The organism is Streptomyces sp. NPDC036813 (assembly GCF_055609245.1).
This window is the reverse complement of the sequence record NZ_JBVJPV010000022.1, coordinates 59239-83734: the sequence shown is the minus strand read 5'-3', so window position 1 is coordinate 83734 and position 24496 is coordinate 59239. Positions and strand designations below refer to the sequence as shown.

The following is a 24496-nucleotide window of genomic DNA, read 5'->3' as shown; positions in this document are numbered from 1 at the left end:
CCGCCACGTCCGGGCCCAGACACGATGTCCGGATCCCGCCGGTGCCGTGCGCCCGCACGACCGAGCCTGAGGACATGACGACGTACACCGCACAACCCATCGCACCCGAGGTCCTGAAGGACCTGCGCACCACCGACGACGCGGGCCGTCCCGTGTCCGCGATCACCGACGACGAGGGCGGCGCCCCGCTGCGCTGCTGTCTGCGCCACAGCCGGCCCGGCGAGCGGATCGCCCTGGTCTCCTACGCGCCGCTGCGCCGCTGGGCGGCCGAGACCGGCGCCGAGCCGGGGCCGTACGACGAGCAGGGCCCCGTCTTCGTCCACGCCGAGGACTGCGCGGGCCCGCAGGGCGACGGCCTGGCGTTCACGAACGCCCACCGCGTCCTGCGCCGCTACTCCGCCGAGGGGCGCATCCTCGGCGGAGCGCTCGTCGAGGAGGGCTTCGGCGACGAGGACCTCGCAAAAGCATTCGACGACCCGTCCGTGGCACTCGTCCACGTCCGGGCCGTCGAGTACGGCTGCTTCTACTACGAGGTCCGCAGGGCTTAGCCCTTCAGCTCGGCCGCCACCAGCTCCGCGATCTGTACCGCGTTCAGCGCGGCGCCCTTGCGGAGGTTGTCGTTGGAGATGAACAGGGCGAGGCCGTTGTCGACGGTCTCGTCCTTGCGGATGCGGCCCACGTAGGAGGGGTCCTTGCCGGCCGCCTGCAGCGGGGTCGGGATGTCGGAGAGCTCCACACCGGGGGCGTCCTCGAGCAGCTCGACCGCGCGCTCCGGGCTGATCGGACGGGCGAAGCGGGCGTTGACCTGGAGGGAGTGGCCGGAGAAGACGGGGACGCGCACACAGGTGCCGGAGACCTTCAGCCCGGGGATCTCCAGGATCTTGCGCGACTCGTTGCGCAGCTTCTGCTCCTCGTCGGTCTCGTTCAGACCGTCGTCGACGAGGTTGCCGGCGAGGGGCAGCACGTTGAACGCGATGGGGCGCTTGTAGACACCGGGCTCGGGGAAGTCGACGGCCGCGCCGTCGTGGGTGAGCTTGTCGGCGTCGGAGATCACCTTCTGCGCCTGGCCGTGCAGCTCGGCCACACCGGCGAGACCGGAACCGGACACCGCCTGGTAGGTGGCGACGATCAGCGCCTCGAGGCCGGCCTCGGCGTGCAGCGGACGCAGCACCGGCATGGCGGCCATGGTGGTGCAGTTCGGGTTGGCGATGATGCCCTTGGGGCGGTTCTTCAGCGCGTGCGGGTTGACCTCGGCGACGACCAGCGGGACCTCGGGGTCCTTGCGCCAGGCGGAGGAGTTGTCGATCACGACGGCGCCCTGGGAGGCGACCTTCTCGGCCAGCGCCTTGGAGGTCGCGCCGCCCGCCGAGAAGAGCACGATGTCCAGGCCGCTGTAGTCGGCGGTGGAGGCGTCCTCGACCGTGATGCCGTCGACGACCGAGCCGGCCGAGCGGGCCGAGGCGAACAGGCGCAGCTCGGTGAGGGGGAAGTTCCGCTCCTTGAGGATCCTGCGCATGACCGTGCCGACCTGTCCGGTGGCTCCGACGATTCCGACCCTCACGGCGACTCCCTGTCTCTCACACTTGGCCGAGGCTCATGTGGCCGAGGCCTTTCCATCATGCGGCCGACCCCGGTCCGCCTGTCCAATTCTTTGCGCGGTGTGCCCGCGGAATGGGACGCCCCGGACCCCTGAAAGGTTCCGGACATTCGGCGTCCACCCCGGCTGAGCTGGAGAAATTCATTCCGCGGGCTTCCCGCACCGCAAGCTCGCCTGCCCATCGCGCCCTCGCCCACACGGAGTGTGACGTACGCCTCGCCGATGCCGTGGGACGGGGGCCGAACGTTCCGGGCCGGAGCGGCGTCGTAGGAGCGACATGGTGAGGGGGTGGCTTGTGCTGCGCAGAAGGGCCCGGCGCGGCCGGGGGACGAACGCCGGGGACGACCCGCTGGACGCGGCCCAGGAACGCCGGGTGCGGGCGGTGCTCGCGCTCGGGGGAGTGCCGCAGGCGGACCTGCCGGACGGGGTGCAGCAGGTACGCCTGCGGCTGCTGGAACGCGCCGCCAAGGGCGAGGAGAGCCCACGGGACGTCTCCGCGTGGGCGGCGGTCGTCGCCTCGAACCTGGCCATGGACTGGCACCGCGCCCGCCGCCGCCAGGAACGCCTCGGCGAGCGCCTGGCCGCGCTGCGGGAGCCCTCCGGCGGCGGCGAGGAGTCCCATGTGCTCTCCCTCGCCGTAGCCCGCGGCCTGGACGAGCTGCCCGACGCCCAACGGCAGGTCCTCGTCCTGCGCTTCTACGGCGACCTGCCGGTGCGCACCATCGCCGAGCAGCTCGGCATCCCGGAGGGCACCGTCAAGAGCCGCCTGCACACGGCGGTACGCGCGCTGCGGACGCGCCTGCACGAGGACGAGGTGGTGTGACATGTCCGCCGAACACGACGGCCCCGATCCCCTGATGGCGGTCCTCACCGGCGAACCGCTGCCCGAGGAGGCCCGGGCCGACCCGGCCCGCCTGGCCGCCTACCGCGCCGCCGAGGCCGACGTGACCCTGCTGCGCGCCCAGCTGACCCTGCTCGGCGACACCCTCGCCGACGACGCGCCACGCACGGCTTCGGCCGACGGCCACGGCAGCCCGCCCAGGGGCGCGGGGAACTGCGCGACCGGCCACGACGGGCCCGCAGACGGAGATCGCGCCCGGCACGGCGGCACGCCACGCACGGCTTCGGCCGACGGCCACGGCAGCCCACCCAGGGGCGCGGGGAACTGCGCGACCGGCCACGACGGGCCCGCAGACGAAGATCTGGCCCGGCACGGCGGCACGCCGCCCACCGCCGCGGGGAACCGCGGCCCCGGCCGTGCGCGGCGGCGCCGGCGCGCCGTGGCTCTCGGCACGCTGGCCACGGCCGTCGTCGTCTCCGGGGCTCTCGGCGCGAGCTGGCTGGTCGCCCACGCGCCGGACGGGGACGTCGTCGCGGACGGGGCCTCGTCCAAGGCGGACGCCGGTGCCGGGGCGGCGCGGGACAGTGCCGCCGCGTACCTGGCCTGCGCCCGGCTCGTCGTCGAGGGCACGGTCACCGCCGTACAGCCGGGGGGCAGGGCCGGGCAGCAGCGGGTCACACTGCGCGTCACCCGCTCCTACAAGCCCGCCAAGGCGCCCGCGGCCGTCACCTTCACCTGGGAGGAGTTCCTCGACCCACGGCCCGCCAAAGGCGATCACGCGCTCGTCGGCATCCCGCGCAACGCCGACGTGCCCGACACATGGGTCGTCGACCCGCAGCAGCTGGTCCAGGAGCGGGACTGGCTCGGCGCGGGGCTGTCCGGGGCCACCACCACGGCCTGCCCGTGACGGCGCGGCGGACGGCACGGCAAAGGGCGGGCGCCCGTTCCCGGACGCCCGCCCCACCGTCGTACGAAAGGCTACGACGTGACCTTCTCGATCTTCACGCTGCCGGTGCCCGCGGCCGTGCCGCGCGCGTCGACCAGCTGGACCTGGCCGAAGAACTCGCGGCCCTCCGGCGCGGCCGCCGCGGCGGTGACCGTGGCGGACACCGAGGCGCTGTCGCCCGTGCCGAGCTTCACCGGTGCCGCCCCGTCCACCGAGACGGTGCCGAGGGAGGCGGCGAAGAACACGTCACGGTAGTCGTAGGCGGTGGTGCCGGCCGGCACCGAGTAGCCCGCGACCTCGATCGTGTAGGTACCGGCGGCCGGCGAGGCGATGGAGACCGCCTCCTCCGAGTCGCCGTCGGCGGACTGGCCGACGACCTTGCCGGAGGCGTCCTTGACCGTCAGGTCCAGGTCGGCCGACGCGTCGGAGACCGAGCCGATGGCGACGTCCAGCGACTTCGCGCCCTCCGGGACCACGACCGTGCTGGTCTGCGTCTCACCCTGCTTGATCGACGGGCGGGCGCTCTTGGCGGAGCCGAGCGGCCCGCCGACGAGCTTGCCCTCCAGCGCGGCGAACTTGTTGGTCACCTTCCAGGACGCGGCGACCGGCGTGCCGACCTTGGCCTCGGGCACGGTGACCGTCTCCGGGTCGAACGCGGCGCCGAGGACGGCGACGTCCAGGGTGTAGGGGTTGTCGAGCAGCGGCGAGGTGCGGCGCGCCTCGACCTCGATCTCCCACACGCCCGGCTGCGGGTCGGCGTAGGAGCGCACGTCCGGCTTGCAGCCGTTGCCGTCGAGGTAGTTGTTGTAGCAGTACGGCGTGGAGGTGTTGTCCACGGGTGTGCCGTAGGGGTGGATCGCGATGAACCGGGTCTGGCTCTTGTCCTTCAGCCCGCCGATCGCCACCTCCAGCGACTTGGCGCCCTCGGGCACGGTCACGAAGTACGACTGGGTGCTGTTGCGCTGCACCGAGGAGGACCGGTCGAACGTGTAGGCGACCGGCGTGGAGACGACGACCGTCGACAGGATCTGCTTGTCGATGCCCTCCGTCTTCGGGTCGTCGACCTCGAGGATCGCGCTCTTGATGCCCGCGGACCTCGGCGCCGCCTCGACCTTCACGGTCACCGGCTGGTTCAGCGGCAGCTTCACCTCGTCGTCGCCCACGATCCTGAAGGTGTGGTCGGCGTTGTTCTCGAAGTGCAGCTCGTGCCGGAGCGCCTTGTCCGGGCCGGACGTACGGGTGATGGTGATGTCGTACGTCTTCTTCTGGCCGGCCTTCAGACCGCCCTCGCGGTCGTACAGGCCGGTGCCGAAGCCCGGGGTCTTCAGCGCGGAGTCGATCGCCGTGTCGACGGGGGCCTTCACCGTGTAGTCGTGGGAGGTGGCGCCGTCCTTGATGGCGTCCCAGGCGTCCACGATGTTGATCAGGCCCGCGCCCTCCTCGTACGCCTGCGTGCCCTTGATGTGGTCGGCGGTCGAGGTGAGCGCCGTGCGCAGGGTCGCCGGGGTGAGGTCGATGCCCTTCTGCTTGGCGGCGCTCAGCAGCAGCGCGCTCGCGCCCGCGGCCTGCGGGGAGGCCATCGAGGTGCCCTGCAGCATGGAGTAGCCGGCCGGCAGCGAGTAGCCCGCCTCGGCGACCGGGGAGCCCGGCAGCCAGGTCTGGGTGGTGTTGATGGCCGCGCCGGGCGCGGTCAGGGTCGGCGTGAACCCGCCGTCCTCACGCGGGCCGCGCGAGGAGAACGGCATCATCGCGTACTTCTTCTCCACGACGGAGCCGTAGTTGGCGGCCCAGGTCTCCTTGGAGATGGCCGCGCCGACCGAGATGACCTTGTCGGCCAGACCCGGGTCGCCGATCGTGTTCGCGCCGGGGCCGGAGTTGCCCGCGGAGATCACCAGCTGCACGCCGTAGGTGTCGATGAGACGGGTGTACAGCTCGGCGCGCGCGTTGTTGCCGTCGTTGAGCGCCGGCAGACCACCGATGGACATGTTGACGATGTCGACGCCGCGGTTGGCGACGAGGTCGATCATGCCCTCGGTGAGCGCGACGTTGGTGCAGCCGCCGCTCCAGGTGCAGGCGCGCGAGGAGACGATCTTGGCGCCGGGTGCGGCGCCGTTCATCTTCCCGCCGAACAGGCCGTTGGCGGCGGTGATGCCGGCGACGTGCGTGCCGTGCTCGGACTCGATCACGCCGATGTTGACGTAGTCGGCCTTGGCACCGGAGGAGTTGTAGGTGACGTCCTTGCGGATCTCCACCACGAACGGCTGCCGCTCGACGACGTCCGTCGCCGGGTTGTCGGTGCCGAAGTACCCGATCTGGAAGCCGTCCTTGTACGGCTTCATCGGGGTGTCGTCGGTGAAGTCGTGGTTGTTGTTCAGGTCGACGCGGACCGTGCCGGCCGCCGCGTCGTACAGCAGACCCCAGGTGTCGGTGGTGTCGCCGTCGCGGTTCGCGTCGCCCTTGGCGTCGCCGCCGGCGGTCGCCGCCTCGCTGAACAGGTTGAAGCCGTAGGTCCCGGCGGGCGCGGTCCAGGTCTGGCCGGCCGCCGTGAAGGTGGGACCGCCGACCTTGGTGCTCATCCGCCGCCAGGTGCCGTCGCCGTCCGCGACCGGGTCGGTCGCGGTGACCCAGTCGACGATCTTGCGCTCGCCGGTGGTGGTCTTCTGCAGCGCCGGGTGGCCGAGGTCGACGCCGGAGTCGAGGATGCCGATGGTGATGCCGCGGCCGTCCGCCTTCGGGTGGTCCTTGACGAAGTCGACGGCGCCCGTCTCGAAGGACGGGTTGTACGGGTTCTCGGCGGGAGTGTCCTTGCCCGGCCCCGGGTACTTCGCGGTGCCCGCGGCGTCCTTGGCGGACTGCGCGTTCGGCGCGGGGTCGTCGAGCGGGATCTCCTGCTTGAGGTCGATCGCGTGCACCGACGACAGCTTCGCGGCGGCGGCGATGGCCGCGTCCGCCTTGCCGGTCGGGACGGTGGCGCGGACGTAGCCCAGCTTGTCGTAGGTGCGGCCGACGAGACCGCCCTGGTCGTCCAGCTGGTCGGCGACCTGCTCGGTCTGGCCCGGAGCGGTCGCGATCATCATCGTGACCGTCTTGTCGCCGTCGGCCTTGGCCTCGGCGAGCCGGTCGGCGTCGTCGGCGCCGAGCTTGTCGTGCGCGGGCTTCACGCCCGGGTCTGCGGCGGGGACCGCGGCGGGAGCGCCGTCCGCGGCGAGCGCCAGGGGTATCGGCCCGGCGGCGCAGAGCGCGGCCACCACACCCGCGGCCACGGCGATGCGGGCCACGCGTCTGCCGGCCGGTATGGGGTCGCGCTGGGGGATGAGGGTCATCGGCATCCCTTGTCGGTAAAGGAGCGTGCGAGGACCGACCGGGACCGATCAGTCCAGGTCGAGGGTCGTCCGGAGAGCGATCCCGGATGATCGGACAGCTTTACGCAAGGTCCGATTGTTTGGGGAGAGTTGACCGAATCGAAATGGATGTATGGGGAAAACCCGCTATGGAGGGGCAGACGTGCGTCGGAAATCGAGGGTGGCGGCCTACGCCGTGTGCGTGCGCGACGGGCAGCTGCTGCTGGCCCGTTCACCGGGCCTGGACGGCAGCCCCGAATGGGTGCTGCCCGGCGGCGGGGTGGAGCACGGCGAGGACCCGGCGGACGCCGTGGTGCGTGAACTCGCCGAGGAGACCGGCTACGACGTCGAGCCGACCGCACTGCTCGGCGTGCACTCCTCCCGCCGTGTCTTCCGCCGCCACGGCCTGCGCCGCCCCGTCGACCACCACGGGCTGCGCCTGGTCTACGAGGCCCGGGTGACCGGCGGCGAGCTGCGGTTCGAGGTGAACGGCTCCACGGACATGGCCGCCTGGCACGACCTCGACGCGGTGGCCGGCCTGCCCCGGGCCCGGATGGTCGAGGTCGGCCTGCGGCTGTGGCACGAACGGCCCGCCACAGGGCGGGTGTTCGTGCCCGCGCGGGATCACGGCTGAAAAACGATCAACCCCGGCGGGTCGCTCAACCCTGTGGCGCGGCGGCCGGTCCCTCCCTCCGGCCGGGGTCATCACGGGGGTGACCCGGCCACCACGAAGGGGGAAGACATGAGAGCACGTTCCGTGCCGGCGGGTACCGCGGCCGCCCTGCTGTCCCTGGCGCTCGCCGCGCCCGCGACGGCGGCGGCGCCCGCCGGCGGCGACCACCGGCACGACGCCACCCGCAAGGCCGCCCGGGCCCAGGTGGCGGCCGGCGTCCCGGGCGTCACCCTCACGGCACAGGACGGGCGGCACACCTGGCGGACCACGGCGGGCGTCGGCGACCTGCGCACCGGCGCGCCGCGCTCGACGGCCGACCGCTACCGCGTCGGTTCCATCACCAAGACGTTCGTCGCAACCGTGCTGCTGCAACTGGAGGCGGAGGGCCGGCTGTCGCTCGACGACAGCCTCGAGCACTGGCTGCCGGGCGTGCTCGGCACGAACGGCTACGACGGCTCGAAGATCACCCTGCGGATGCTGCTCGACCACACCAGCGGCGTGTTCAACTACACCGAGGACAAGGCCGTCGCCGCGACCTACTTCACCAAGGGCGGCTTCTACGCCCACCGTTTCGACCCCGTGACACCGCAGCGGCTCCTGGCGATCGCGGTCGCCCACGAGCCGTACTTCGCGCCGGGTGCCTCCTGGCACTACTCCAACACCAACTACCTGCTGGCCGCGCAGGTCGTCGAGAAGGTCACCGGCCGCCCCTACGGCGAGGAGATCCGCCGCCGCGTCATCGCCCCGCTGCACCTGACCGGCACCTCGGTGCCCGGCACCCGCCCGACGCTGCCCCGGCCCAGCAGCCGCGCCTACGGCAAGCTGGCCAAGGTGACCACCGGCCCGACGTACGACGTCACGGAGCTGAATCCGGCGCTGGCCTACGGCTCGGGCGAGATGGTCTCCGACTCCGCCGACCTGAACCGCTTCTACCGGGCCCTGCTGGGCGGGACCCTGCTCCCGCCGCGACAGCTGAAGGAGATGAAGACGACGGTGAAGGCGGGGGACATCCCCGACGCGGGCTACGGCCTCGGCCTCATGGACCGCAAGCTGAGCTGCGGCGTCCACGTCTGGGGCCACGACGGCGGCATCCACGGTTCCGCCTCCGTGGCCGTCACCACCGCCGACGGCCGTCACTCGCTGGCGTTCAACCTCAACTCCGACTGGACCGGCGACACCGACGCGGTGGTCGAGGCCGAGTTCTGCGGCTGACGCACCCAGCGGGAGGGGCCGCCGATTCCCCGTCGGCGGCCCCTCCCGTCCCCTCCTGACCCCCTGTACTGGTTCCCAACTACCGCGGCAGTACCACCACATAGGCGGCCGGATCGCGGTCCGCGGCCGCCATCAGCGCCGTGCGGACCACCGTGGCCTGCTGCTCCGGAGACTCCCGCAGCTTCTTCGGCGTCACATGGACGACCGTGATGCCGAGCCGCTCCAGCGTCTCCCGTGTGCGGACGTACTCCGACCACAGCGCGTCGTCCTCCTGGCGGGGCGCCCGGGTGTCCAGTTCCACCGCCACGGCCTGCTCCGGCCAGTAGGCGTCGACACCGCCGATGTGCGGGCCCCCCGGCAGCCGCAGGTCGACGTTCCACACCGGGTCGGGCAGGCCGTGGTCGCGGACCATCGCGTAGAGACGGTCCTCGGCGATCGCGCGGCCCTCGGCCAGCAGCAGGTCGACGGCGTCCACCACGTGCGGGCGGGTCAGCAGCCGCGCCTCGTGCAGCTCGCGCACCAGCGAGGCCGGGTCGCAGTGCCCGGCGCGGACCGCCTCGGTGAGCAGCCGGCGCACCGTGGGGGCGTCCGACAGCCCGGCCACCGCGTCGGCCACGGCGCGTGGCACCGGGGCGACCGGCACCCCGGTGACCACCTCCGCCTCCGGCAGCACGGCGGTGCGCACGATCCGGGCGCAGCCGGTGGAGCGCAGCCGGCGCAGCCGCGGGACCAGGACGTCGATCGTGTCCAGGGACAGCAGCGGGGGAGTGGCGGCGAAGCCGTGCAGGGTGAGGGCGGCGAGCCCGGTGATCATCGCCTCCCGGTAGGCGGGCGGGCGGTGCGCGTCCCCGGCGCCGGGCTGCACGGGCACCCCGGGGGCGGCCGGGCCCGACTCCCGGGCCGCGTACATCAGCACCGCGTGCAGCCGCTCGTCGGTGGTCGGCGGGCCGGGGTGCAGCAGGACCACGCCGGGCAGCAGCTGCTGCCAGGAACCGCCGGAGCGGCACTGCTCGTTCAGGTCGGCGGTGGTCACGCCGTGGGCGCGCAGCTGGGCGACCGTCAGCACCCGGCGGTGGGCGTCGGGAAGGTGGCGCAGGTGACGCGGGGGGTGGGGGGTGGCCGGGGGGAGCGGGGTGTTGTGGTTCATGTCCCGGAGATTCCCGCGTCCGATCCGTCCCTTAACCGCTGTTACACGGCCGTCGACAAATCCGGACGACCCTGCACTAAAGGACGGGTGTTCGGATGCCGAGTAGGGGCGGAAAAGCCCTGGTCCGATCGGGTGCGCGTGGGGGGTTACGGTTCCGATTGCCTGAATTCCGTAACGGCTACGGGACGCTGGGCGCTGGCCAAAGCTTGGGTGCCTGAGGCGGCCAGTGCGGGTCTCGTCATGGCTGGTCGCGCAGTTCCCCGCGCCCCTTGGGTGGGCTGCCCTGCCGTCGGCCCGAACCGCGCCGCCGCGGCGGGCGGTCCGCCCAGCCGCGGGCAGTCGCGCCTCCCCCGAGCCGGCCGGCGCCGGGCCGCTCGTCCCGCTCCGGTCGGTCACCGCGCCCGGTGCATGGAAACGCCGGGCGCGGTGCTCTCCTCAGCTCCCGGCGGCAGCCGCGTCGCAGACCTGGCCGCGCAAGGCCCGGGCCAGGTCGTCGCGGGACTCCAGGACCAGGCGGCGCAGTGCCGGGGCGGCGTTCTCGTGGGCGGTGAGCCACGCGTCGGCCGCGTCCAGCGTCTCCTGCGAGTCCTGCAGCATCGGGAACAGGCCCGACACCACGTGCATGCCGATCTGGATCGACCGCTCGGCCCACACCCGCTCGATCGCCGCGAAGTACTTGTCCGCGTACGGCGCGAGGAGCTCGCGCTGTGACGGCCGGCCGAAGCCCGCGATGGTCGCCTCGGTCAGCGCGTTGGACAGCGCGTCCGACTCCACGACCTGCGCCCACGCCTGCGCCTTGACCGCGGCCGACGGCCGGGAGGCGAGGCAGCGCACCTGGTGCCGCTTGCCGGAGGCCGTGTCGTCGCGCGCCAGCTCGGCGGCCAGTACGTCCTCGTCGGCCACCCCGTGCGTGGCCAGCGGCTCCAGGAACGCCCAGCGCAGCTCCTGGTCCACCTCCAGCCCGTCGATCTTCTCGGTGCCGTCCAGCAGCGCCTTCAGCAGCTGAAGGTCCGCCTCCCGCGAGGCGACCGTCGCGAAGAACCGCGCCCAGGCCAGCTGGTGCTCGCTGCCCGGCCCCGCCGCCCGCAGCTCACGCAGGGCGCCGTCGGCGAGCAGCGCGGCCCCGGTCTCCCGCCAGGCCGGCGCCGCGTAGTGCGTCAGCGCCGAGCCGGCCCACGCGTGCAGCATCTGCACCACGCCGATCTCCGACTCGCGGCCCGCGAACCGCAGCACGAGGTCCGCGAACTCACGGGCCGGCAGCAGCGCGTCCCGGGTCATGTTCCACAGCGCCGACCAGCACAGGGCACGCGCGAGAGGGTCGGTGATCGCGCCCAGGTGGCCCTTCAGCGTCTCCAGCGAGGTCGCGTCGAAGCGGATCTTGCAGTAGGTCAGGTCGTCGTCGTTGACCAGCACCAGTTCCGGCGCCTCTTCCCCGGCCAGTTCCGCGACGACCGTGCGCGCGCCCTCGACGTCCGTCTCCGTCCGGGCGTAGCGCACGAGAGCGTCACCCTCACGGCGATACAGGCCCACCGCGACCCGGTGCGGACGCAGCTCGGGGTGCGACTCGGCGGCCTCCTGCACCACCGCCAGCTCCTCGATCCGCCCCTCCGGGTCCAGCAGCACCTGCGGGGTCAGCGCGTTCACCCCGGCCGTCTGCAGCCAGGAGCGCGCCCAGGCGCCCATGTCCCGGCCGGAGGTCTCCTCGAGCACCGACAGCAGGTCGCCGAGGCGCGTGTTGCCGTACGCGTGCCGCTTGAAGTAGCGCCGGGAGCCCTCCAGGAACGCGTCCTGGCCGACGTACGCCACCAGTTGCTTGAGCACCGAGGCGCCCTTGGCGTAGGTGATGCCGTCGAAGTTGAGCTTGGCGTCCTGCAGGTCGCGGATGTCCGCGGTGATCGGGTGCGTGGAGGGCAGCTGGTCCGCGCGGTACGCCCAGGCCTTGCGGCGATTGGCGAAGGTGATCCAGGCGTTCTCGAAACGGGTCGCGCCCACGTTCCCGAAGGTGCCCATGAAGTCCGCGAAGGACTCCTTCAGCCACAGGTCGTCCCACCACACCATGGTGACCAGATCGCCGAACCACATGTGCGCCATCTCGTGCAGGATGACGTTGGCCCGCGCCTCGTACGACGCCTGCGTCACCTTGCCGCGGAAGATGTACTCCTCGCGGAAGGTCACCAGGCCCGGGTTCTCCATCGCGCCGAGGTTGTACTCCGGCACGAACGCCTGGTCGTACTTGCCGAACGGGTACGGGTAGTCGAAGTGCTCGTGGAAGAAGTCCAGGCCCTGCTTGGTCACCAGGAACACGTCGTCGGCGTCGAAGTGCTTCGCCAGCCCCTTGCGGCACAGCGCCCCCAGCGGGATGCGCAGCGTGCTGCCGTCGGCGAGGGTGCGCTCGTAGGAGTCGGTGACGTAGTGGTACGGGCCGGCGACGACACACGTGATGTACGTCGAGATCGGCTTGGTCTCCGCGAACCGCCACACGCCTGCGGCGCGCTCCCCGGCGCCGTTGCTCCACACCGTCCACTCCTGCGGCGCCCGCACCTCGAAGCGGAACGGCGCCTTGAGGTCGGGCTGCTCGAAGTTCGCGAACACCCGGCGGGAGTCGGCCGGTTCGTACTGCGTGTAGAGGTAGACCTCGCCGTCCTCCGGGTCGACGAAGCGGTGCAGGCCCTCACCCGTGCGGGAGTAGGCGCACTGCGCGTCCACGACCAGCTCGTTCTCCTCCGCCAGGTCCTCCAGCAAGATGCGGGAGCCGTCGAAGACCTCGCTCGGGTCCAGGTCGCGGCCGTTGAGCGAGAGGGCCGTCACGCTCGGCGCGATCAGGTCCGCGAAGCTCGACGCACCCGGCTCGTTGCAGCGGAAGCGGATCGTGGTGACCGAGCGGAAGGTGCGCGGACCGTCACCCTCGTGGTCGCCGACCGCGGAGCGGACGTCGAGGGACACCTCGTACCCGTCGACGGACAGCAGCGCGGCCCGCTCCCGGGCCTCGTCGCGGGACAGATTCTCACCGGGCACGGGCGGCACTCCCTCGTGTGTCGTGACTACGGCAGGACAGGACCGATCCTGCCATGCGCACCTGACGCGGCGCCGCCGGGAACGGCCGGGGCACGCGGGAATGGCCGGGGCGTGCGACGGCGTTGTCGGGGGAAAGACGTCCGCCTGAGGAGAGACATGTCGCAGAAGACCCCCGTCGACTTCTGGTTCGACCCGCTGTGCCCCTGGGCGTGGATGACCTCGCGCTGGGTGCTGGAGGTGGAGAAGGTCCGGGACATCGAGGTCCGCTGGCATGTGATGAGCCTCGCCGTCCTCAACGAGGACAGGCTGGACGAGCTGCCGGAGGAGTACCGGAACATGCTCGCCACCAAGGCGTGGCAGCCGGTGCGCGTGGTCACCGCCGCCTGGCAGATCCACGGGGAGCAGGTCCTCGGCCCGCTGTACACCGCGCTCGGCACCCGCTTCCACAACCAGGGCGAGGGCGTCACCCTGGAGGCGATCGCCGGCGCGCTGGCCGACGCCGGGCTGCCGGCCGACCTGATCGAGTACGCCGAGCAGGAGGACTTCGAGTTCGACGCCGAGCTGCGCGCCTCCCACAAGGAGGGCATCGAACTGGTCGGCCAGGACGTCGGCACCCCGGTGATCGCCGTGCCGGGCGCCGACGGCGAGCAGATCGCCTTCTTCGGCCCGGTCGTCACCCCCGCCCCGAAGGGCGAGGACGCCGCCAAGCTGTGGGACGGCACCCTCGCCGTGGCCTCGGTGCCCGGCTTCTACGAGATCAAGCGCACCCGGACCAAGGGTCCGGACTTCAGCAACCTGTAGTGCCGGCCGTGCTGCTGCCGGAGGGGTGCGCGAACTCCTCCGGCAGATAGCCGCCCACCCAGTACTTCGTCTTGCGCTGCACCCGCCGGCACCCCTCGGCCGTACAGCGGTGGAAGGCCCGGGCGACGAAGGTCTCCCCGTCCAGCTGCGCGGCGAGTGCCTCGCCGGCCGCCGCGGCCTCCTCCCGGCGCAGCTCGCGGAAGGTCTGGATCCGGTCCTTGCAGGTGGGGCTGGGACATCGCACGAACGCCATGAGCGGCTCCTCAGGACAGGCGGACGCCTCCGCCGTAGTCTCCCAATGTGCCCTGTCCGTCGGTCATTTCGTAGCACCATGAGCGGGCAAACCCACTGTTGGAGGCGAGCAACACCCCATGACGGAGATCGACACCTCGGTGCCGCACTCGGCCCGGATCTGGAACTACTGGCTGGGCGGCAAGGACAACTACCCGGTGGACGAGGCGGCCGGTGACGCCTACACGGCCGTCTTCCCCGGCATCGTCACCGTCGCCCGCAGCAGCCGCGCCTTCCTCGGGCGCGCCATCCGGTACCTGGTGCGCGAGGCCGGCATCCGCCAGTTCCTGGACGTCGGGACCGGGCTCCCGACGGTGGACAACACCCATGAGGTCGCCCAGCGGCTCGCCCCCGAGTCCCGGATCGTCTACGTCGACAACGACCCGCTCGTGCTCGCCCACGCCCGCGCCCTGCTCACGTCCACGCCCGAGGGCGCCACGGCGTACGAGGACCTGAGTCTGTACGACCCGGAGAAGATCATCGAGGCCGCGGGGCGCACCCTCGACCTGACCCGGCCCACGGCACTGATCCTCAGCGGTCTGCTCGGCCACGTCGCCGATCACGAGGTGGCCTGCGACCTGGTCCGGCGTCTGCTGGCGGGCCTGCCCTCGGGCAGCTTCCTGTGTGTCAACGACGGCTCGCGCGGCACCGACCCCGCCTACGAGGCGGCCCAGGACGGCTACAACGAGACCGGTGCGGTGCCGTACTTCCTGCGTCCCGTCGAGCAGATCGAGGCGTACTTCGAGGGGCTGGAGATGATCGAGCCCGGTGTGGTGTCGGTGCCGCTGTGGCGGCCCGAGCCGGGCGCCGAGGCCACGGCGATCGGCCAGCACGGCGGAGTGGGCCGCAAGCCCTGAGACCCGGGCAGTGCAGGAGGCCCTTGCGAGTCCTGTCCTCGCAAGGGCCTCCCCTTTTCCGCCTGCCACGTGAAGGGTGAGAAGACGATCACGAGGCAGGAGCATCCGGGCTCACGTCACGGCGCGAGCAGCAGCACGTCCGTGCGGGCCTTGGCGGCGGCGTACCGGCGGGCGACGTCCTGCCAGTCGACGACCTGCCACATCGCCTCGACGAAGTCCGCCTTCTGGTTGCGGTACTGCAGGTAGAAGGCGTGCTCCCAGGCGTCGAAGACCAGGATCGGGGTGGCGCCCTGGCCGACGTTGCCCTGGTGGTCGTAGACCTGCTCGACGATCAGCCGGCCGCTGAGCGGCTCGTACGCGAGGACGCCCCAGCCGGAGCCCTGGGTGGTCGCGGCGGCCTTGGACAGCTGTGCCTTGAAGCCGGCGAAGGAACCGAAGGACTCCTTGATCGCCTCCGCCAGCTCGCCCACCCCGTCGGCGGCCAGAGGTTCGCCGCCGCCCTCCTTCGGTCCGGTCATGTTCTGCCAGTAGATCGAGTGCAGGATGTGCCCGGACAGATGGAAGGCGAGGTTCTTCTGCAGGCCGTTGACCGAGCCCCAGCTCCCCTTGTCGCGTGCCTCGGCCAGCTGCTCCAGCGTGTCGTTGGCGCCCTTCACATAGGCCGCGTGGTGCTTGTCGTGGTGCAGCTCGATGATCTCCGGGCTGATCACGGGAGCGAGCGCGGAGTAGTCGTACGGCAGGTCGGGCAACGTGTAGACGGGCATGCGCAAGGAACCTCCGAGCTCTTATTGCAAGTAAGTCGCAATAACAAGCTAGCAGCAAAAAGCCCCCGTGTGGATCACACGGGGGCGTTCTGCGCGAGGGTCGCGAGGCGTTGGCGTCAGCCGCGGGAGGCCCGCGCCTTCTGCCAGGCGTACCCGACGGCCGCCAGGACCAGCGTCATCGCGCCGGTCGAGTACAGCTGCACGCGGTTGGCCGGGTCGCGGGCCATCAGCACGAAGATCGCGGCCATGCCGGCCAGCGCGATCCAGGTCAGCCACGGGAAGGCCCACATGCGTACGACCAGCTTGTCCGGGGCCTCGCGCTCCATGCGGCGGCGCAGCAGCAGCTGGGAGACCGCGATGAAGATCCAGACGACCAGGATGACCGCGCCGATCATGTTCAGCAGCCACTTGAAGATGTCGTCGGGGCGCCAGTAGTTGAGCAGCACGCAGACGAACCCGATGACGCAGGAGGTGAGGACCGCGATCCGCGGCACCCCGCCGGACAGCTTCGCCAGCGCCTTCGGGCCCTGGCCGCGCTGCACCAGCGAGTAGGCGATGCGCGAGGAGCCGTAGATGTTGGCGTTCATCGCGGACAGCAGGGCCACGAAGATGACGACGTTCATGAGCTGGCCCGCGTGCGGGATGCCCAGGTGGTCGAGCGTGGCGACGTACGGGCCCTTCTCGACGACCTCCTTGGAGTCCCACGGGACCAGGGTGACCGCGACCGCCATGGAGCCGATGTAGAAGACGGCGATGCGCCACATCGCCGTGCGGACGGCGGACGCGACACCGCGGACCGGGTCCTGGGACTCGGCTGCCGCGATGGTGACCGTCTCCAGACCGCCGTAGGCGAACACCGAGGCGAGCAGGCCGACGAGCAGGCCCTCGCTGCCGTGCGGCATGAAGTCCGTCAGGTTGGACGTGCCGGGCGCGTCGACGTCCGGCAGCACGCCCGCGATGGCCAGTACGCCGAGGATCAGGAAGAGGCTGATCGCCACGACCTTCAGCAGGGCGAACCAGAACTCGAACTCGCCGAAGTTCCGCACGGCGGCCAGGTTCGCGCCGCAGAAGACCACCATGAACAGGGCGACCCACATCCACTGCGGGGTGCCGGGGAACCAGCCCTGGGCGATGCTCGCGGCGCCCATGCCCTCCAGCCCGACCGCCGTGCACAGCAGCACCCAGAACGACCAGCCGGCGGTGAAGCCGGCCCAGGGGCCGATCGCCCGCTCGGCGTGCGCCGAGAAGGAACCGGAGGACGGGTAGGCGGCGGACATCTCACCGAGCATCCGCATCACCAGCATCACCAGCAGGCCGGAGATCGTGTAGGCGATCACGATCGACGGGCCGGCGGCGGCGATGCCCGCGCCGGAGCCGACGAACAGCCCGGCGCCGATGACGCCGCCGAGGGCGATCATCGACAGATGGCGCTGCTTGAGGCCATGGGAGAGGGCGGCGCCCTCCTGTTGCTGCGGCGGTGTGTCCGTGGTCGTGCGGCTGGGCATGGGGCGCGGCTCTCCACGAAGGCAAGGGGTGGGCAAAAACCCCGCCAGTCTGGGCGGCCCGTCCGCTCACGCGAAGGGACCGCCCAGTATCCGGACACCTGCGGTGCGGAGTGTGAGACTCCGACTACACCGCAACGGGGGTGTAGTGCGCGGCGTCGCCCTCGATCGACCAGCTCTCCTTGCCCTCGATGCCGACCGGCACGTCACCGGCGACGGTCACCCGGTGCAGCCGGCGCGGCTGCCCGTCGTAGTTGTCGATGGCGTAGTGCTGGGTGATCCGGTTGTCGAACAGGACCAGCTCCCGCTCCGCCCACCGGTGCCGCAGGACGTTCTCGGGTCGCGTGACGTACGCCTGGAGCAGCTCCAGCACCTTGCGGGACTCGCCGGCCGACAGGCCCACGATCCGCTGCGCGAACCCGCCGATGAACAGCCCGCGCTCCCCGGTCAGCGGGTGGACGCGGACCACGGGGTGCGCGGTGCGGTACTTGATCGACGTGAAGCGGGCGCGCTGCGCGGCCTGCTCCTCGTCCACGTCCTCCTCCGGTACGGCGTAGTCGTAGTCGTTGGTGTGTTCGGCCCACAGACCGTCGGCGAAGCGGCGCAGCGGCTCGGGCAGGTCGCGGTAGGCGGCGGCCGCGTTGGCGATCAGCGTCTCGCCGCCGTACGCCGGGACGGTGAGTGAGCGCAGGCTGGTGGCCTGCGGCGGGTTCAGCACGAAGGTGACGTCCGTGTGCCAGTGGTTGGCCCGGCCCCGTTCGCTGTCCACCGGCAGCACGTTCGGGGCGTCCTCCACGGCGCCGACCGTGGGATGGGCGGTGGTCAGGTCGCCGAAATGGCGCAGGAAGGCCTGCTGGCCGGCGTCGTCCAGGTCGCCCGCGTCGAACACGAGCGCCTTGTGCACGTTCAGCGCCTCGCGGACCGCGGCGACCTCCTCGGGGGCGAGCGGGGCGGTGATGTCGACGCCGGTGACGCGGGCGCCGATGCGGGCGGTGACCTTGGTGATCTTCAGGGACATGGCGGGGTCCTCTCAGGCGAGGGCGGGCGCGGACGCGGGAATCAGGTACTGGTTGGCGGGGCGGGGCAGGCCGTAGCGCTCGCGCAGCGTGCGGCGCGGGCCGTATGCGGTGCGGAACAGGCCGCGGGCCCGCAGGATGGGGACCACGTGGTCGACGAAGGCGTCGAGGCCCGAGGGCAGCACGGGCGGCATGACGTTGAAGCCGTCGGCGGCACCCCGGCTGAACCAGGTCTCGATCACGTCGGCGACCTGCTCCGGCGTACCGGCGACGGTGAAGTGCCCGCGCCCGCCGCCGAGCCGCCCGATGAGCTGCCGCACGGTGAGCTTCTCGCGCCGGGCCAGCTCCACCACGAGCGTGTAGCGGCTCTTGGCGCCCTCGATGGCGTCCTCCGGCGGCAGGTCCGCGGGCAGCGGCGCGTCCAGTTCCAGCGTGCCGGGCGACAGGTGCAGCAGGCTCTCCAGCCGGGCCGCCCCGTGGCCCGGCACGATGTGGTCCTCCAGCAGCCGCTCCGCCGCCCGCGCCTCGGCCTCGGTCGAGCCGAGGACGGGGACGATGCCCGGCAGCACCTTCAGCAGGTCGGGGTCCCGTCCGGCCCGCGCGATGCGGGACTTGAGGTCGGCGTAGAAGGACTGCGCGTCGGCGAGGGTCTGCTGCGCGGTGAACACCGCCTCCGCGTACCGGGCGGCGAACGCCTTGCCGTCCTCGCTGGAGCCCGCCTGCACCAGCAGCGGGTAGCCCTGCGGGGTGCGCGGCACGTTCAGGGCGCCCGCGACGCCGAAGTACCTCCCCTGGTGGCGGGGGGGATGGATCTTGTGGTCGTCGCCCCACACCCCGGCCGCCTTGTCGGCGACGACCGCGTCGTCCTCCCAGCTGTCCCACAGCTTCAGCGCCACGTCCAGGAACTCGGCGGCGCGGGCGTACCGCTCGGCGTGCGCGGGCTCCGCGTCCAGTCCGAAGTTGCGGGCGGCCTCGGCGCCGGCCGTGGTGACGACGTTCCAGCCGGCCCGGCCGCCGCTGATGATGTCCAGGGAGGCCAGCTTGCGGGCCAGGTTGTAGGGCGAGTTGTACGACGTGGACGCGGTGGCGATCAGCCCGATGTGCTCGGTCGCCGTCGCCAGCGCGGTCAGCAGGGTGAGCGGCTCCAGGGCCCCGGCCGGGCGCTGGGCGAGGTTGCTCCACAGCTGCGGGCCGTCGGCGAGGAACAGCGAGTCGAAGGTGCCGCGCTCGGCGCTCCGCGCGAGCCGGACGTAGTGCTGGAGATCGACGTGTGCGTACGGGTCGCTCTCCGGGAGCCGCCACGAGGCCTCGTGGTGGCCGGTGTTCATCAAGAACGCGTTGAGGTGGAGCTCTCTGCGGGTCACTGATGGTCCTCCGTGACACCCAGCGCGGTCAGCAGGCGCTCGCGGTACTCGCCGAGTACCGGTTCGCGGTAGGAGCGCGGGTGGGGGCGGTCGATGGTCAGGTCGAGGCCGATGCGGCCCTGGTCGAGGACGAGGACCCGGTCGGCGAGCACGATCGCCTCGTCCACGTCGTGGGTGACCAGCAGCACGGACGGCCGGTGGCGCTGCCACAGGTCCCGCAGGAGCGCGTGCATCCTGATCCGGGTCAGCGCGTCCAGTGCGCCGAACGGCTCGTCCGCCAGCAGCAGTTCGGGCTCGCGGACCAGGGAGCGGGCCAGCGCGGCGCGCTGTGCCTCGCCGCCGGACAGCTCGCCCGGCCAGGCCCGCTCGCGGTGCGTCAGCCCCACCTCGGCCAGGGCGGCCCGGCCGCGTTCCTCGGCGTCCCTGCCGTCCAGGCCGAGGAGGACGTTCTCCAGCACCCGCCGCCAGGGCAGCAGCCGGGAGTCCTGGAAGACGACCGACACCCGCTCCGGCGCGGTCAGCTGCCCGCTGCCGCCTACCCCGTGGTCCAGGCCGGCGATCGCCCGCAGCAGCGTGGACTTGCCCGAACCGCTGTGCCCGAGCAGGGCCGTGAACTGCCCGGCGGGCAGCTCGAGATCGACGCCGTCCAGGACCGTGCGGCCCGCGAAGGACCGGGTCAGGCCGCGCAACCGCACGGCCGGCCGGGTCAGTTGCTCAGTGTGCGGCGCCATGACAGCACCCTCCGTTCGACGAGCCGGACCGCGCTGTCGGAGACCAGGCCGAAGACGCCGTAGATCAGCAGGCCGACCAGGATGACGTCGCTCTGGCCGTAGTTCTGCGCCTGGAACATCAGATAGCCGAGGCCGGACGTGGCGTTGATCTGTTCCAGCACCACCAGGCCCAGCCAGGAGCCGGTGACCCCGAGCCGCAGCCCGACGAAGAACCCGGGCAGCGCGCCGGGGATCACGACCTGCCGTACGAAGGTGAGTCGCGACAGGCCCTGCACCTCGGCCAGTTCGACGAAACGGCTGTCGATGCCGGACAGCGCGGCGTGCGTGTTCAGATAGATCGGGATGTAGACGACGATCGCGATGATGGCGATCTTGAAGGTCTCGCCGATGCCCAGCCAGAGGATGAACAGCGGGATCAGCCCGAGGGTCGGGATCGCCCGGTTGAGCTGCACGGTCCCGTCGATCAGCGCCTCCCCGGCCCGGCTGAGCCCGGCGGCGAGCGCGAGCAGCACCCCGGCCGTCAGACCGATCGCGAAGCCGGAGCCGGCCCGCTTCAGGGAGGTCACGATGTCCGTGGGCAGGGTGCCGTCGGTCCACAGATGCCCGGCGGTCCTCAGCACCGTCCAGGGCGCGGGGATCGCGCCGGGGTCCAGGGTTCCGGCGGCCGAGGCGGCCGTCCACAGCGCGAGCACGGCCAGCGGGCCGGCCAGCCGGGCGGCGGGCAGCCGGCGGCCGGGGGAGAGGCGGCGGCGCCTGCGGACCTGGGGGAGCTCCCCGGCCTCCGGCGCCACGACGGCGGTCGTCGTGAGGGTGGTCATTTCCGGTACTCCTCGGGTACGGCCCGGGCGGCGATCGCCTCGAAGCGGTGGTCGAAGAGGGAGGAGACGTCGAACTTCTTCACGAAGCCGCCCTCGGCGAGCAGGTCGGCGGTCTCCTGCTCCCACCGGATCGCCTCGTCCCAGCTCGGCGGGAACAGCGGCTTGTTCGCGAGCGCGGTGATGGACCTCGCCTGCTGAAGGCTCAGGTTCTGCGTCTTGACGTAGAACTCCTCGTTCCACACGTCCGGGTGCTCGTACGCCCAGACCTGGCCCTTGGCCCAGTGCGGGATGTAGGCGGCGATCGCGGCGGCCTTCGCCGGGTCGTTCAGCACGGACTGCGGCGCCCACAGCAGGTTGAGCAGGTCGACGACGTCGGTGGCGATGGTGCGGGCGCCCTTGGCTCCGTACTGCTTCAGATAGGCGGGCGCCTGGCTGATGCCGAGCGGGGCGATGTCGACCTGCCCGGACTGCAGCGCGGTCAGGAACTGGTTGCTGGTCAGCGGCACCAGCTTCACGTCGTCGTAGGACAGGCCCGCCTTCTTCAGCGCCCGCAGCAGGACGACGCCCTGGGCCTGGCCCTGGGAGAAGGCGAGCTGCCTGCCCTTGAAGTCCGCGACCGTACGGATGTCGCTGCCGGGCTTGGTGGCGAAGAGGTAGTTGGGCTTGCGGGTGATGTCGATCGCCACGATCTTCGCGGCGAACCCCTGGTAGTGGGCCTGGATCGGTGGGATGCCCGCGTTGTTGGCGAGGTCGAGGGACTTGGCACGGAAGGCGTTGATGACATCGGGGCCCGCACCGATGTTCAGCCAGTTCGAGACGGTGAACGGCAGCGCCGGCAGCCTCGCCAGCTTGAACTGGAGCTGCTGCTGGCCCAGATAGGAGGCGATCTTCAGGCTCGTCCCGGCGGGGACGCGGTCGGCGAGCGGCCGGGTGGCGGCCTTCGCGGTGTCGGCGGCGGCCTGCCCGTCCGCGCAGCCGCTGAGGCCCGCCACGGCGGCGGACGCGCCCAGCACGGAAGAGAGAAAGGTACGACGGTGCATGGGAGGACTCCCAGGAAGAAATGACAGCAGAATCTCCGGGAAAGAAGGCCCGGGAAAGAAGAACTCACACAGCGGGAAACACGCGCTTCATGCGCGGCAATATGTCAGCAACAGACGGTGCGACAGCTGGTGAGAGGGCTCATGACCAGGATGTTCCCGGTCATGCGCGACCCCTGTCAACATTCGGAGTTTCTGAATTAAATAACCTCAGGCCAGACGCCCAAAGGGTCCCGGAACAACGCGTCCAGCACCACCGAACCACCCGCCACCGCCAACACGGAATCGATGGGGAAACTCGTCGGCAGCACATCCGCCGCCCGGGCCGGACCGACGGCTTCACGCAGCGCGGTCAAGCAGTCCTCGAAGTGCAGGACCCCCACCTCGGTCACCACGACCGCCTCCGGGTTCAGCACGTCCAGCAGCAGCGCGGCCGCCCGTCCCGTGGCCCGGGCCCGCTCCACCAGCAGCCGCCGGGCCACCGCCTCCCCGTCCGCCGCCGCGGCCACCACGTGCATCGGGTTCGCCGAGTCCGTCACCCCGGCCGCCCGCGCCCGCCGGCACAGCGTCCGCTCGCTCAACTCGGCCTGCAGGCAGCCGGTACGGCCGCATCCGCAAAGCTCGCTGCCGCCCGGCACCGGCAGATGGGCGATCGCGCCGGCCGCCGAGCGCGGACCGTGCAGCACCTCGTCGTTCGAGGCGAACGCCGCGTCGACCACGTTGCCCACGAACAGGTGCAGCACGCTGCCGGCCCCCCGGGCCCGCCCGAACAGCCGCTCGCCGTGGACCAACGCCCGCGCATGGGAGTCCACCCGGACCGGCAGACCCGTCCGCGCGCCGAGCAGTTCCCGCACCGGAACCTCCCGCCAGCCCAGCAGCTCGTGCTCCACGACGGTGCCCGTCTCCCGGTCCACCCAGCCGCCGACGGCCACCCCGACGCCCAGCGGACGCCGCCCCGGCACCGACGCGCACAGCGCCGCGAGCCCGTCGGCGGCCCGCTGAAGCACCCGGTGCGGATCGGTGTCCTCGTGCTTCAGCTCCCGCCGGAGCACCACCCGCCCGCGCAGATCCAGCAGCGCGACCGTCGTGTACGGCACCGCGATGTGCACTGCGGCCACGAAGAGGTGCTCGGTGTCCAGATCGACCGGCAGGTGCGGGCGCCCGACCCCGCCGGAGCGCCGGGGCACGGCCGCCTCCCGGACCAGGCCCGCCCCGGCCAGCCGGGCGCAGTGGTCCGTCACCGACGCCGGGGACAGCCCGGTCAGCCGGGCGATGGCGCTGCGGGCTACCGGCCCGTGCTCCAGCACGGACCGCAGGACGACGCTGGCGTTCGTGCGACGCCGGTCGCGGTCGGCGACCCGGGGGACCGGCGAGGTGGACAGGGCGAAGGGAGGTGCCGCGGTACGGGGCATGGCGATGCGCTTCCTCGGGGGAGGGGGCCGTCGGGTGTCCTCGTCAGGAGGCGCGCCGGAGCCACCGCTCCCGCCGCCTCACACCGCGCGGTGACACATGGCCGTGCCCACGCGCCGCAGGTCGACATGGCGACGCGAGGAGAAGTACCGGGCCTGGGCAACCATGGCTGGAAGGGTAGGCCCTGACGGCGCGTTCCGGCCAGGGCGCCCGGCCGCGTTTGGCGGTATCCCACAGGAGGGTGCGGCCGGGCCGGGGTGAGGAAGACGTCACGGCCTGCGTGATGGGTGTCACGTCAGCAGGGGTGTCCTGCCCGTGTGTTGTCCGAAGCCCACCAAGCCGCCGTCCCGGCCTTTGTCGAGCGCTGATGGTGATCGGCTCGAGCGCGCTGGGATAGCGTCACGGTGTCCCAAGCCGTCCCGACCTCCGCGGAGTCCCCATGAGCACCGCTGCCGCCACTCCCGCCCGTACCGGGCAGGTCCTCGCCGACCTGCTGCCGGCCTCCCGCGTCCGCGACGCGGCCCTCGTGCTCGGTGGCGCCGCGCTCACCGGCCTCGCGGCCCAGCTCTCCGTCCCGGTGCCCGGCTCCCCGGTCCCCGTGACCGGCCAGACCTTCGCCGCCCTGCTCGTCGGCACCGCGCTCGGCGCCGGCCGCGGCTTCCTCGCGCTCGCGCTGTACGCGCTGGCCGGCATGGCGGGCGTGCCGTGGTTCGCCGGGGGCGCCTCGGGCGCGAGCATGCCCTCCTTCGGGTACGTCCTCGGCATGCTGCTCGCCTCCACCGTGGTCGGTGCGCTGGCCCGCCGCGGCGCCGACCGGAACGTCTGGCGCACGGCCGGCACGATGATCCTGGGCGAGGCGATCATCTACGCCGTCGGCGTGCCCTACCTGGCCCTGGCCGTCCACATGTCCCTGACCCAGGCGATCGCGGCGGGTCTCACCCCGTTCCTGCTCGGCGACGCCCTGAAGGCGGCCCTGGCAATGGGCGTCCTGCCCACCGCCTGGAAGTTCGCCAACCGCGACTGACCGGACGCCGGTTCGGCCGGTCCACAGCGGCGGGCGCCGGTTCGCCGGCTCCACAGCGGCGGGCACCGGTTCGGCCGGCTCCGCACGAGCGGACGCCGGTCCCGCCGGG

At 72.1% G+C, this 24496-nt stretch carries 22 protein-coding genes; 8 read left to right on the top strand and 14 right to left on the bottom strand.

All coding sequences use genetic code 11. From position 1 onward, the window contains the following. The first annotated feature begins 74 nt into the window (after positions 1 to 74). Positions 75 to 548 carry a DUF1203 domain-containing protein gene (locus ACZ67Q_RS34720; RefSeq protein WP_471190343.1) on the top strand — a complete coding sequence of 158 codons (474 nt, stop codon included), beginning with the start codon at positions 75 to 77 and terminating at the stop codon, positions 546 to 548. On the opposite strand, the gene ACZ67Q_RS34715 is transcribed toward ACZ67Q_RS34720, so the two are convergent. Continuing rightward, complete coding sequence (locus ACZ67Q_RS34715) at positions 545 to 1561, bottom strand: aspartate-semialdehyde dehydrogenase (protein ID WP_471190341.1); 1017 nt, start codon at positions 1559 to 1561, stop codon at positions 545 to 547. The two genes, ACZ67Q_RS34720 and ACZ67Q_RS34715, sit on opposite strands and share 4 nt — an antisense overlap. 331 nt (positions 1562 to 1892) lie before the next feature. Between ACZ67Q_RS34715 and ACZ67Q_RS34710 the strand changes: the two genes are divergently transcribed. Further along, positions 1893 to 2420 carry a sigma-70 family RNA polymerase sigma factor gene (locus ACZ67Q_RS34710; protein ID WP_471190431.1) on the top strand — a complete coding sequence of 176 codons (528 nt, stop codon included), beginning with the start codon at positions 1893 to 1895 and terminating at the stop codon, positions 2418 to 2420. A gap of 1 nt (position 2421) precedes the next feature. Next, positions 2422 to 3345: a hypothetical protein gene (locus ACZ67Q_RS34705; protein ID WP_471190339.1), complete on the top strand. Its 924-nt coding sequence runs from the start codon at positions 2422 to 2424 to the stop codon at positions 3343 to 3345. A 71-nt stretch (positions 3346 to 3416) separates the two neighbouring features. Here the strand turns inward: ACZ67Q_RS34705 and ACZ67Q_RS34700 are convergent, their stop codons facing one another. Continuing rightward, a complete protein-coding gene (locus ACZ67Q_RS34700) occupies positions 3417 to 6707 on the bottom strand; it encodes a S8 family serine peptidase (RefSeq protein ID WP_471190337.1) in 3291 nt (1096 codons plus the stop codon). A 181-nt stretch (positions 6708 to 6888) separates the two neighbouring features. Between ACZ67Q_RS34700 and ACZ67Q_RS34695 the strand changes: the two genes are divergently transcribed. Next, positions 6889 to 7359 (top strand): NUDIX hydrolase, encoded by a 471-nt coding sequence (locus tag ACZ67Q_RS34695; RefSeq protein ID WP_471190335.1) that lies wholly within the window; start codon positions 6889 to 6891, stop codon positions 7357 to 7359. Between the two features lie 108 nt (positions 7360 to 7467). Then, entirely contained in the window at positions 7468 to 8610 is a 1143-nt protein-coding gene (locus ACZ67Q_RS34690) for a serine hydrolase domain-containing protein (protein WP_471190333.1), read from the top strand. A 79-nt stretch (positions 8611 to 8689) separates the two neighbouring features. Here ACZ67Q_RS34690 and ACZ67Q_RS34685 read toward each other — a convergent pair whose 3' ends face one another. Both ACZ67Q_RS34685 and pepN read right to left on the bottom strand, forming a co-directional pair. Continuing rightward, positions 8690 to 9757, bottom strand: coding sequence for a hypothetical protein (locus ACZ67Q_RS34685; protein ID WP_471190331.1), 1068 nt, complete (start codon positions 9755 to 9757; stop codon positions 8690 to 8692). Positions 9758 to 10192: 435 nt separating this feature from the next. Then, positions 10193 to 12772: an aminopeptidase N gene (gene pepN, locus ACZ67Q_RS34680; protein ID WP_471190329.1), complete on the bottom strand. Its 2580-nt coding sequence runs from the start codon at positions 12770 to 12772 to the stop codon at positions 10193 to 10195. A 156-nt stretch (positions 12773 to 12928) separates the two neighbouring features. Here pepN and ACZ67Q_RS34675 point away from each other — a divergent pair, with 156 nt between their 5' ends. Next, on the top strand, positions 12929 to 13573 hold the full coding sequence (locus ACZ67Q_RS34675; protein WP_471190327.1) for a mycothiol-dependent nitroreductase Rv2466c family protein: 645 nt from the start codon (positions 12929 to 12931) through the stop codon (positions 13571 to 13573). On the opposite strand, the gene ACZ67Q_RS34670 is transcribed toward ACZ67Q_RS34675, so the two are convergent. Further along, positions 13560 to 13826, bottom strand: a complete 267-nt coding sequence (locus tag ACZ67Q_RS34670; protein ID WP_471190325.1) for a hypothetical protein — start codon at positions 13824 to 13826, stop codon at positions 13560 to 13562. The genes ACZ67Q_RS34675 and ACZ67Q_RS34670 overlap by 14 nt on opposite strands. A gap of 118 nt (positions 13827 to 13944) precedes the next feature. On the opposite strand from ACZ67Q_RS34670, the gene ACZ67Q_RS34665 reads away from it, so the two are divergent. Continuing rightward, positions 13945 to 14721, top strand: coding sequence for an SAM-dependent methyltransferase (locus ACZ67Q_RS34665; protein WP_471190324.1), 777 nt, complete (start codon positions 13945 to 13947; stop codon positions 14719 to 14721). A 116-nt stretch (positions 14722 to 14837) separates the two neighbouring features. Here ACZ67Q_RS34665 and ACZ67Q_RS34660 read toward each other — a convergent pair whose 3' ends face one another. The 9 genes from ACZ67Q_RS34660 to ACZ67Q_RS34620 all read right to left on the bottom strand — a co-directional run bounded on the left by ACZ67Q_RS34660 (position 14838) and on the right by ACZ67Q_RS34620 (position 23530). Beyond that, positions 14838 to 15485, bottom strand: coding sequence for a superoxide dismutase (locus ACZ67Q_RS34660; RefSeq protein WP_471190322.1), 648 nt, complete (start codon positions 15483 to 15485; stop codon positions 14838 to 14840). Between the two features lie 116 nt (positions 15486 to 15601). Further along, complete coding sequence (locus tag ACZ67Q_RS34655) at positions 15602 to 16990, bottom strand: amino acid permease (RefSeq protein WP_471190320.1); 1389 nt, start codon at positions 16988 to 16990, stop codon at positions 15602 to 15604. Between the two features lie 124 nt (positions 16991 to 17114). After that, on the bottom strand, positions 17115 to 18005 hold the full coding sequence (locus ACZ67Q_RS34650; RefSeq protein ID WP_471190318.1) for a TauD/TfdA dioxygenase family protein: 891 nt from the start codon (positions 18003 to 18005) through the stop codon (positions 17115 to 17117). Between the two features lie 12 nt (positions 18006 to 18017). After that, the gene (locus tag ACZ67Q_RS34645; RefSeq protein WP_471190316.1) at positions 18018 to 19367 is read right to left on the bottom strand and encodes an LLM class flavin-dependent oxidoreductase; all 1350 of its coding nucleotides are present in this window, start codon (positions 19365 to 19367) and stop codon (positions 18018 to 18020) included. Then, entirely contained in the window at positions 19364 to 20098 is a 735-nt protein-coding gene (locus tag ACZ67Q_RS34640; RefSeq protein ID WP_471190314.1) for an ABC transporter ATP-binding protein, read from the bottom strand. The genes ACZ67Q_RS34645 and ACZ67Q_RS34640 overlap by 4 nt, the downstream gene beginning before the upstream one ends. Then, complete coding sequence (locus ACZ67Q_RS34635) at positions 20074 to 20916, bottom strand: ABC transporter permease (protein WP_471190312.1); 843 nt, start codon at positions 20914 to 20916, stop codon at positions 20074 to 20076. Before ACZ67Q_RS34635 ends, ACZ67Q_RS34640 begins: the two co-directional genes overlap by 25 nt. Further along, the gene (locus tag ACZ67Q_RS34630) at positions 20913 to 21956 is read right to left on the bottom strand and encodes an ABC transporter substrate-binding protein (protein ID WP_471190310.1); all 1044 of its coding nucleotides are present in this window, start codon (positions 21954 to 21956) and stop codon (positions 20913 to 20915) included. Before ACZ67Q_RS34630 ends, ACZ67Q_RS34635 begins: the two co-directional genes overlap by 4 nt. Before the next feature lie 197 nt (positions 21957 to 22153). Then, the gene (locus tag ACZ67Q_RS34625) at positions 22154 to 23365 is read right to left on the bottom strand and encodes an ROK family protein (RefSeq protein ID WP_471190308.1); all 1212 of its coding nucleotides are present in this window, start codon (positions 23363 to 23365) and stop codon (positions 22154 to 22156) included. A 78-nt stretch (positions 23366 to 23443) separates the two neighbouring features. Further along, positions 23444 to 23530 (bottom strand): putative leader peptide, encoded by an 87-nt coding sequence (locus tag ACZ67Q_RS34620; protein WP_471190429.1) that lies wholly within the window; start codon positions 23528 to 23530, stop codon positions 23444 to 23446. Between the two features lie 272 nt (positions 23531 to 23802). Between ACZ67Q_RS34620 and ACZ67Q_RS34615 the strand changes: the two genes are divergently transcribed. Then, entirely contained in the window at positions 23803 to 24387 is a 585-nt protein-coding gene (locus ACZ67Q_RS34615; protein WP_471190306.1) for a biotin transporter BioY, read from the top strand. The last annotated feature ends 109 nt before the right edge of the window (positions 24388 to 24496 follow it).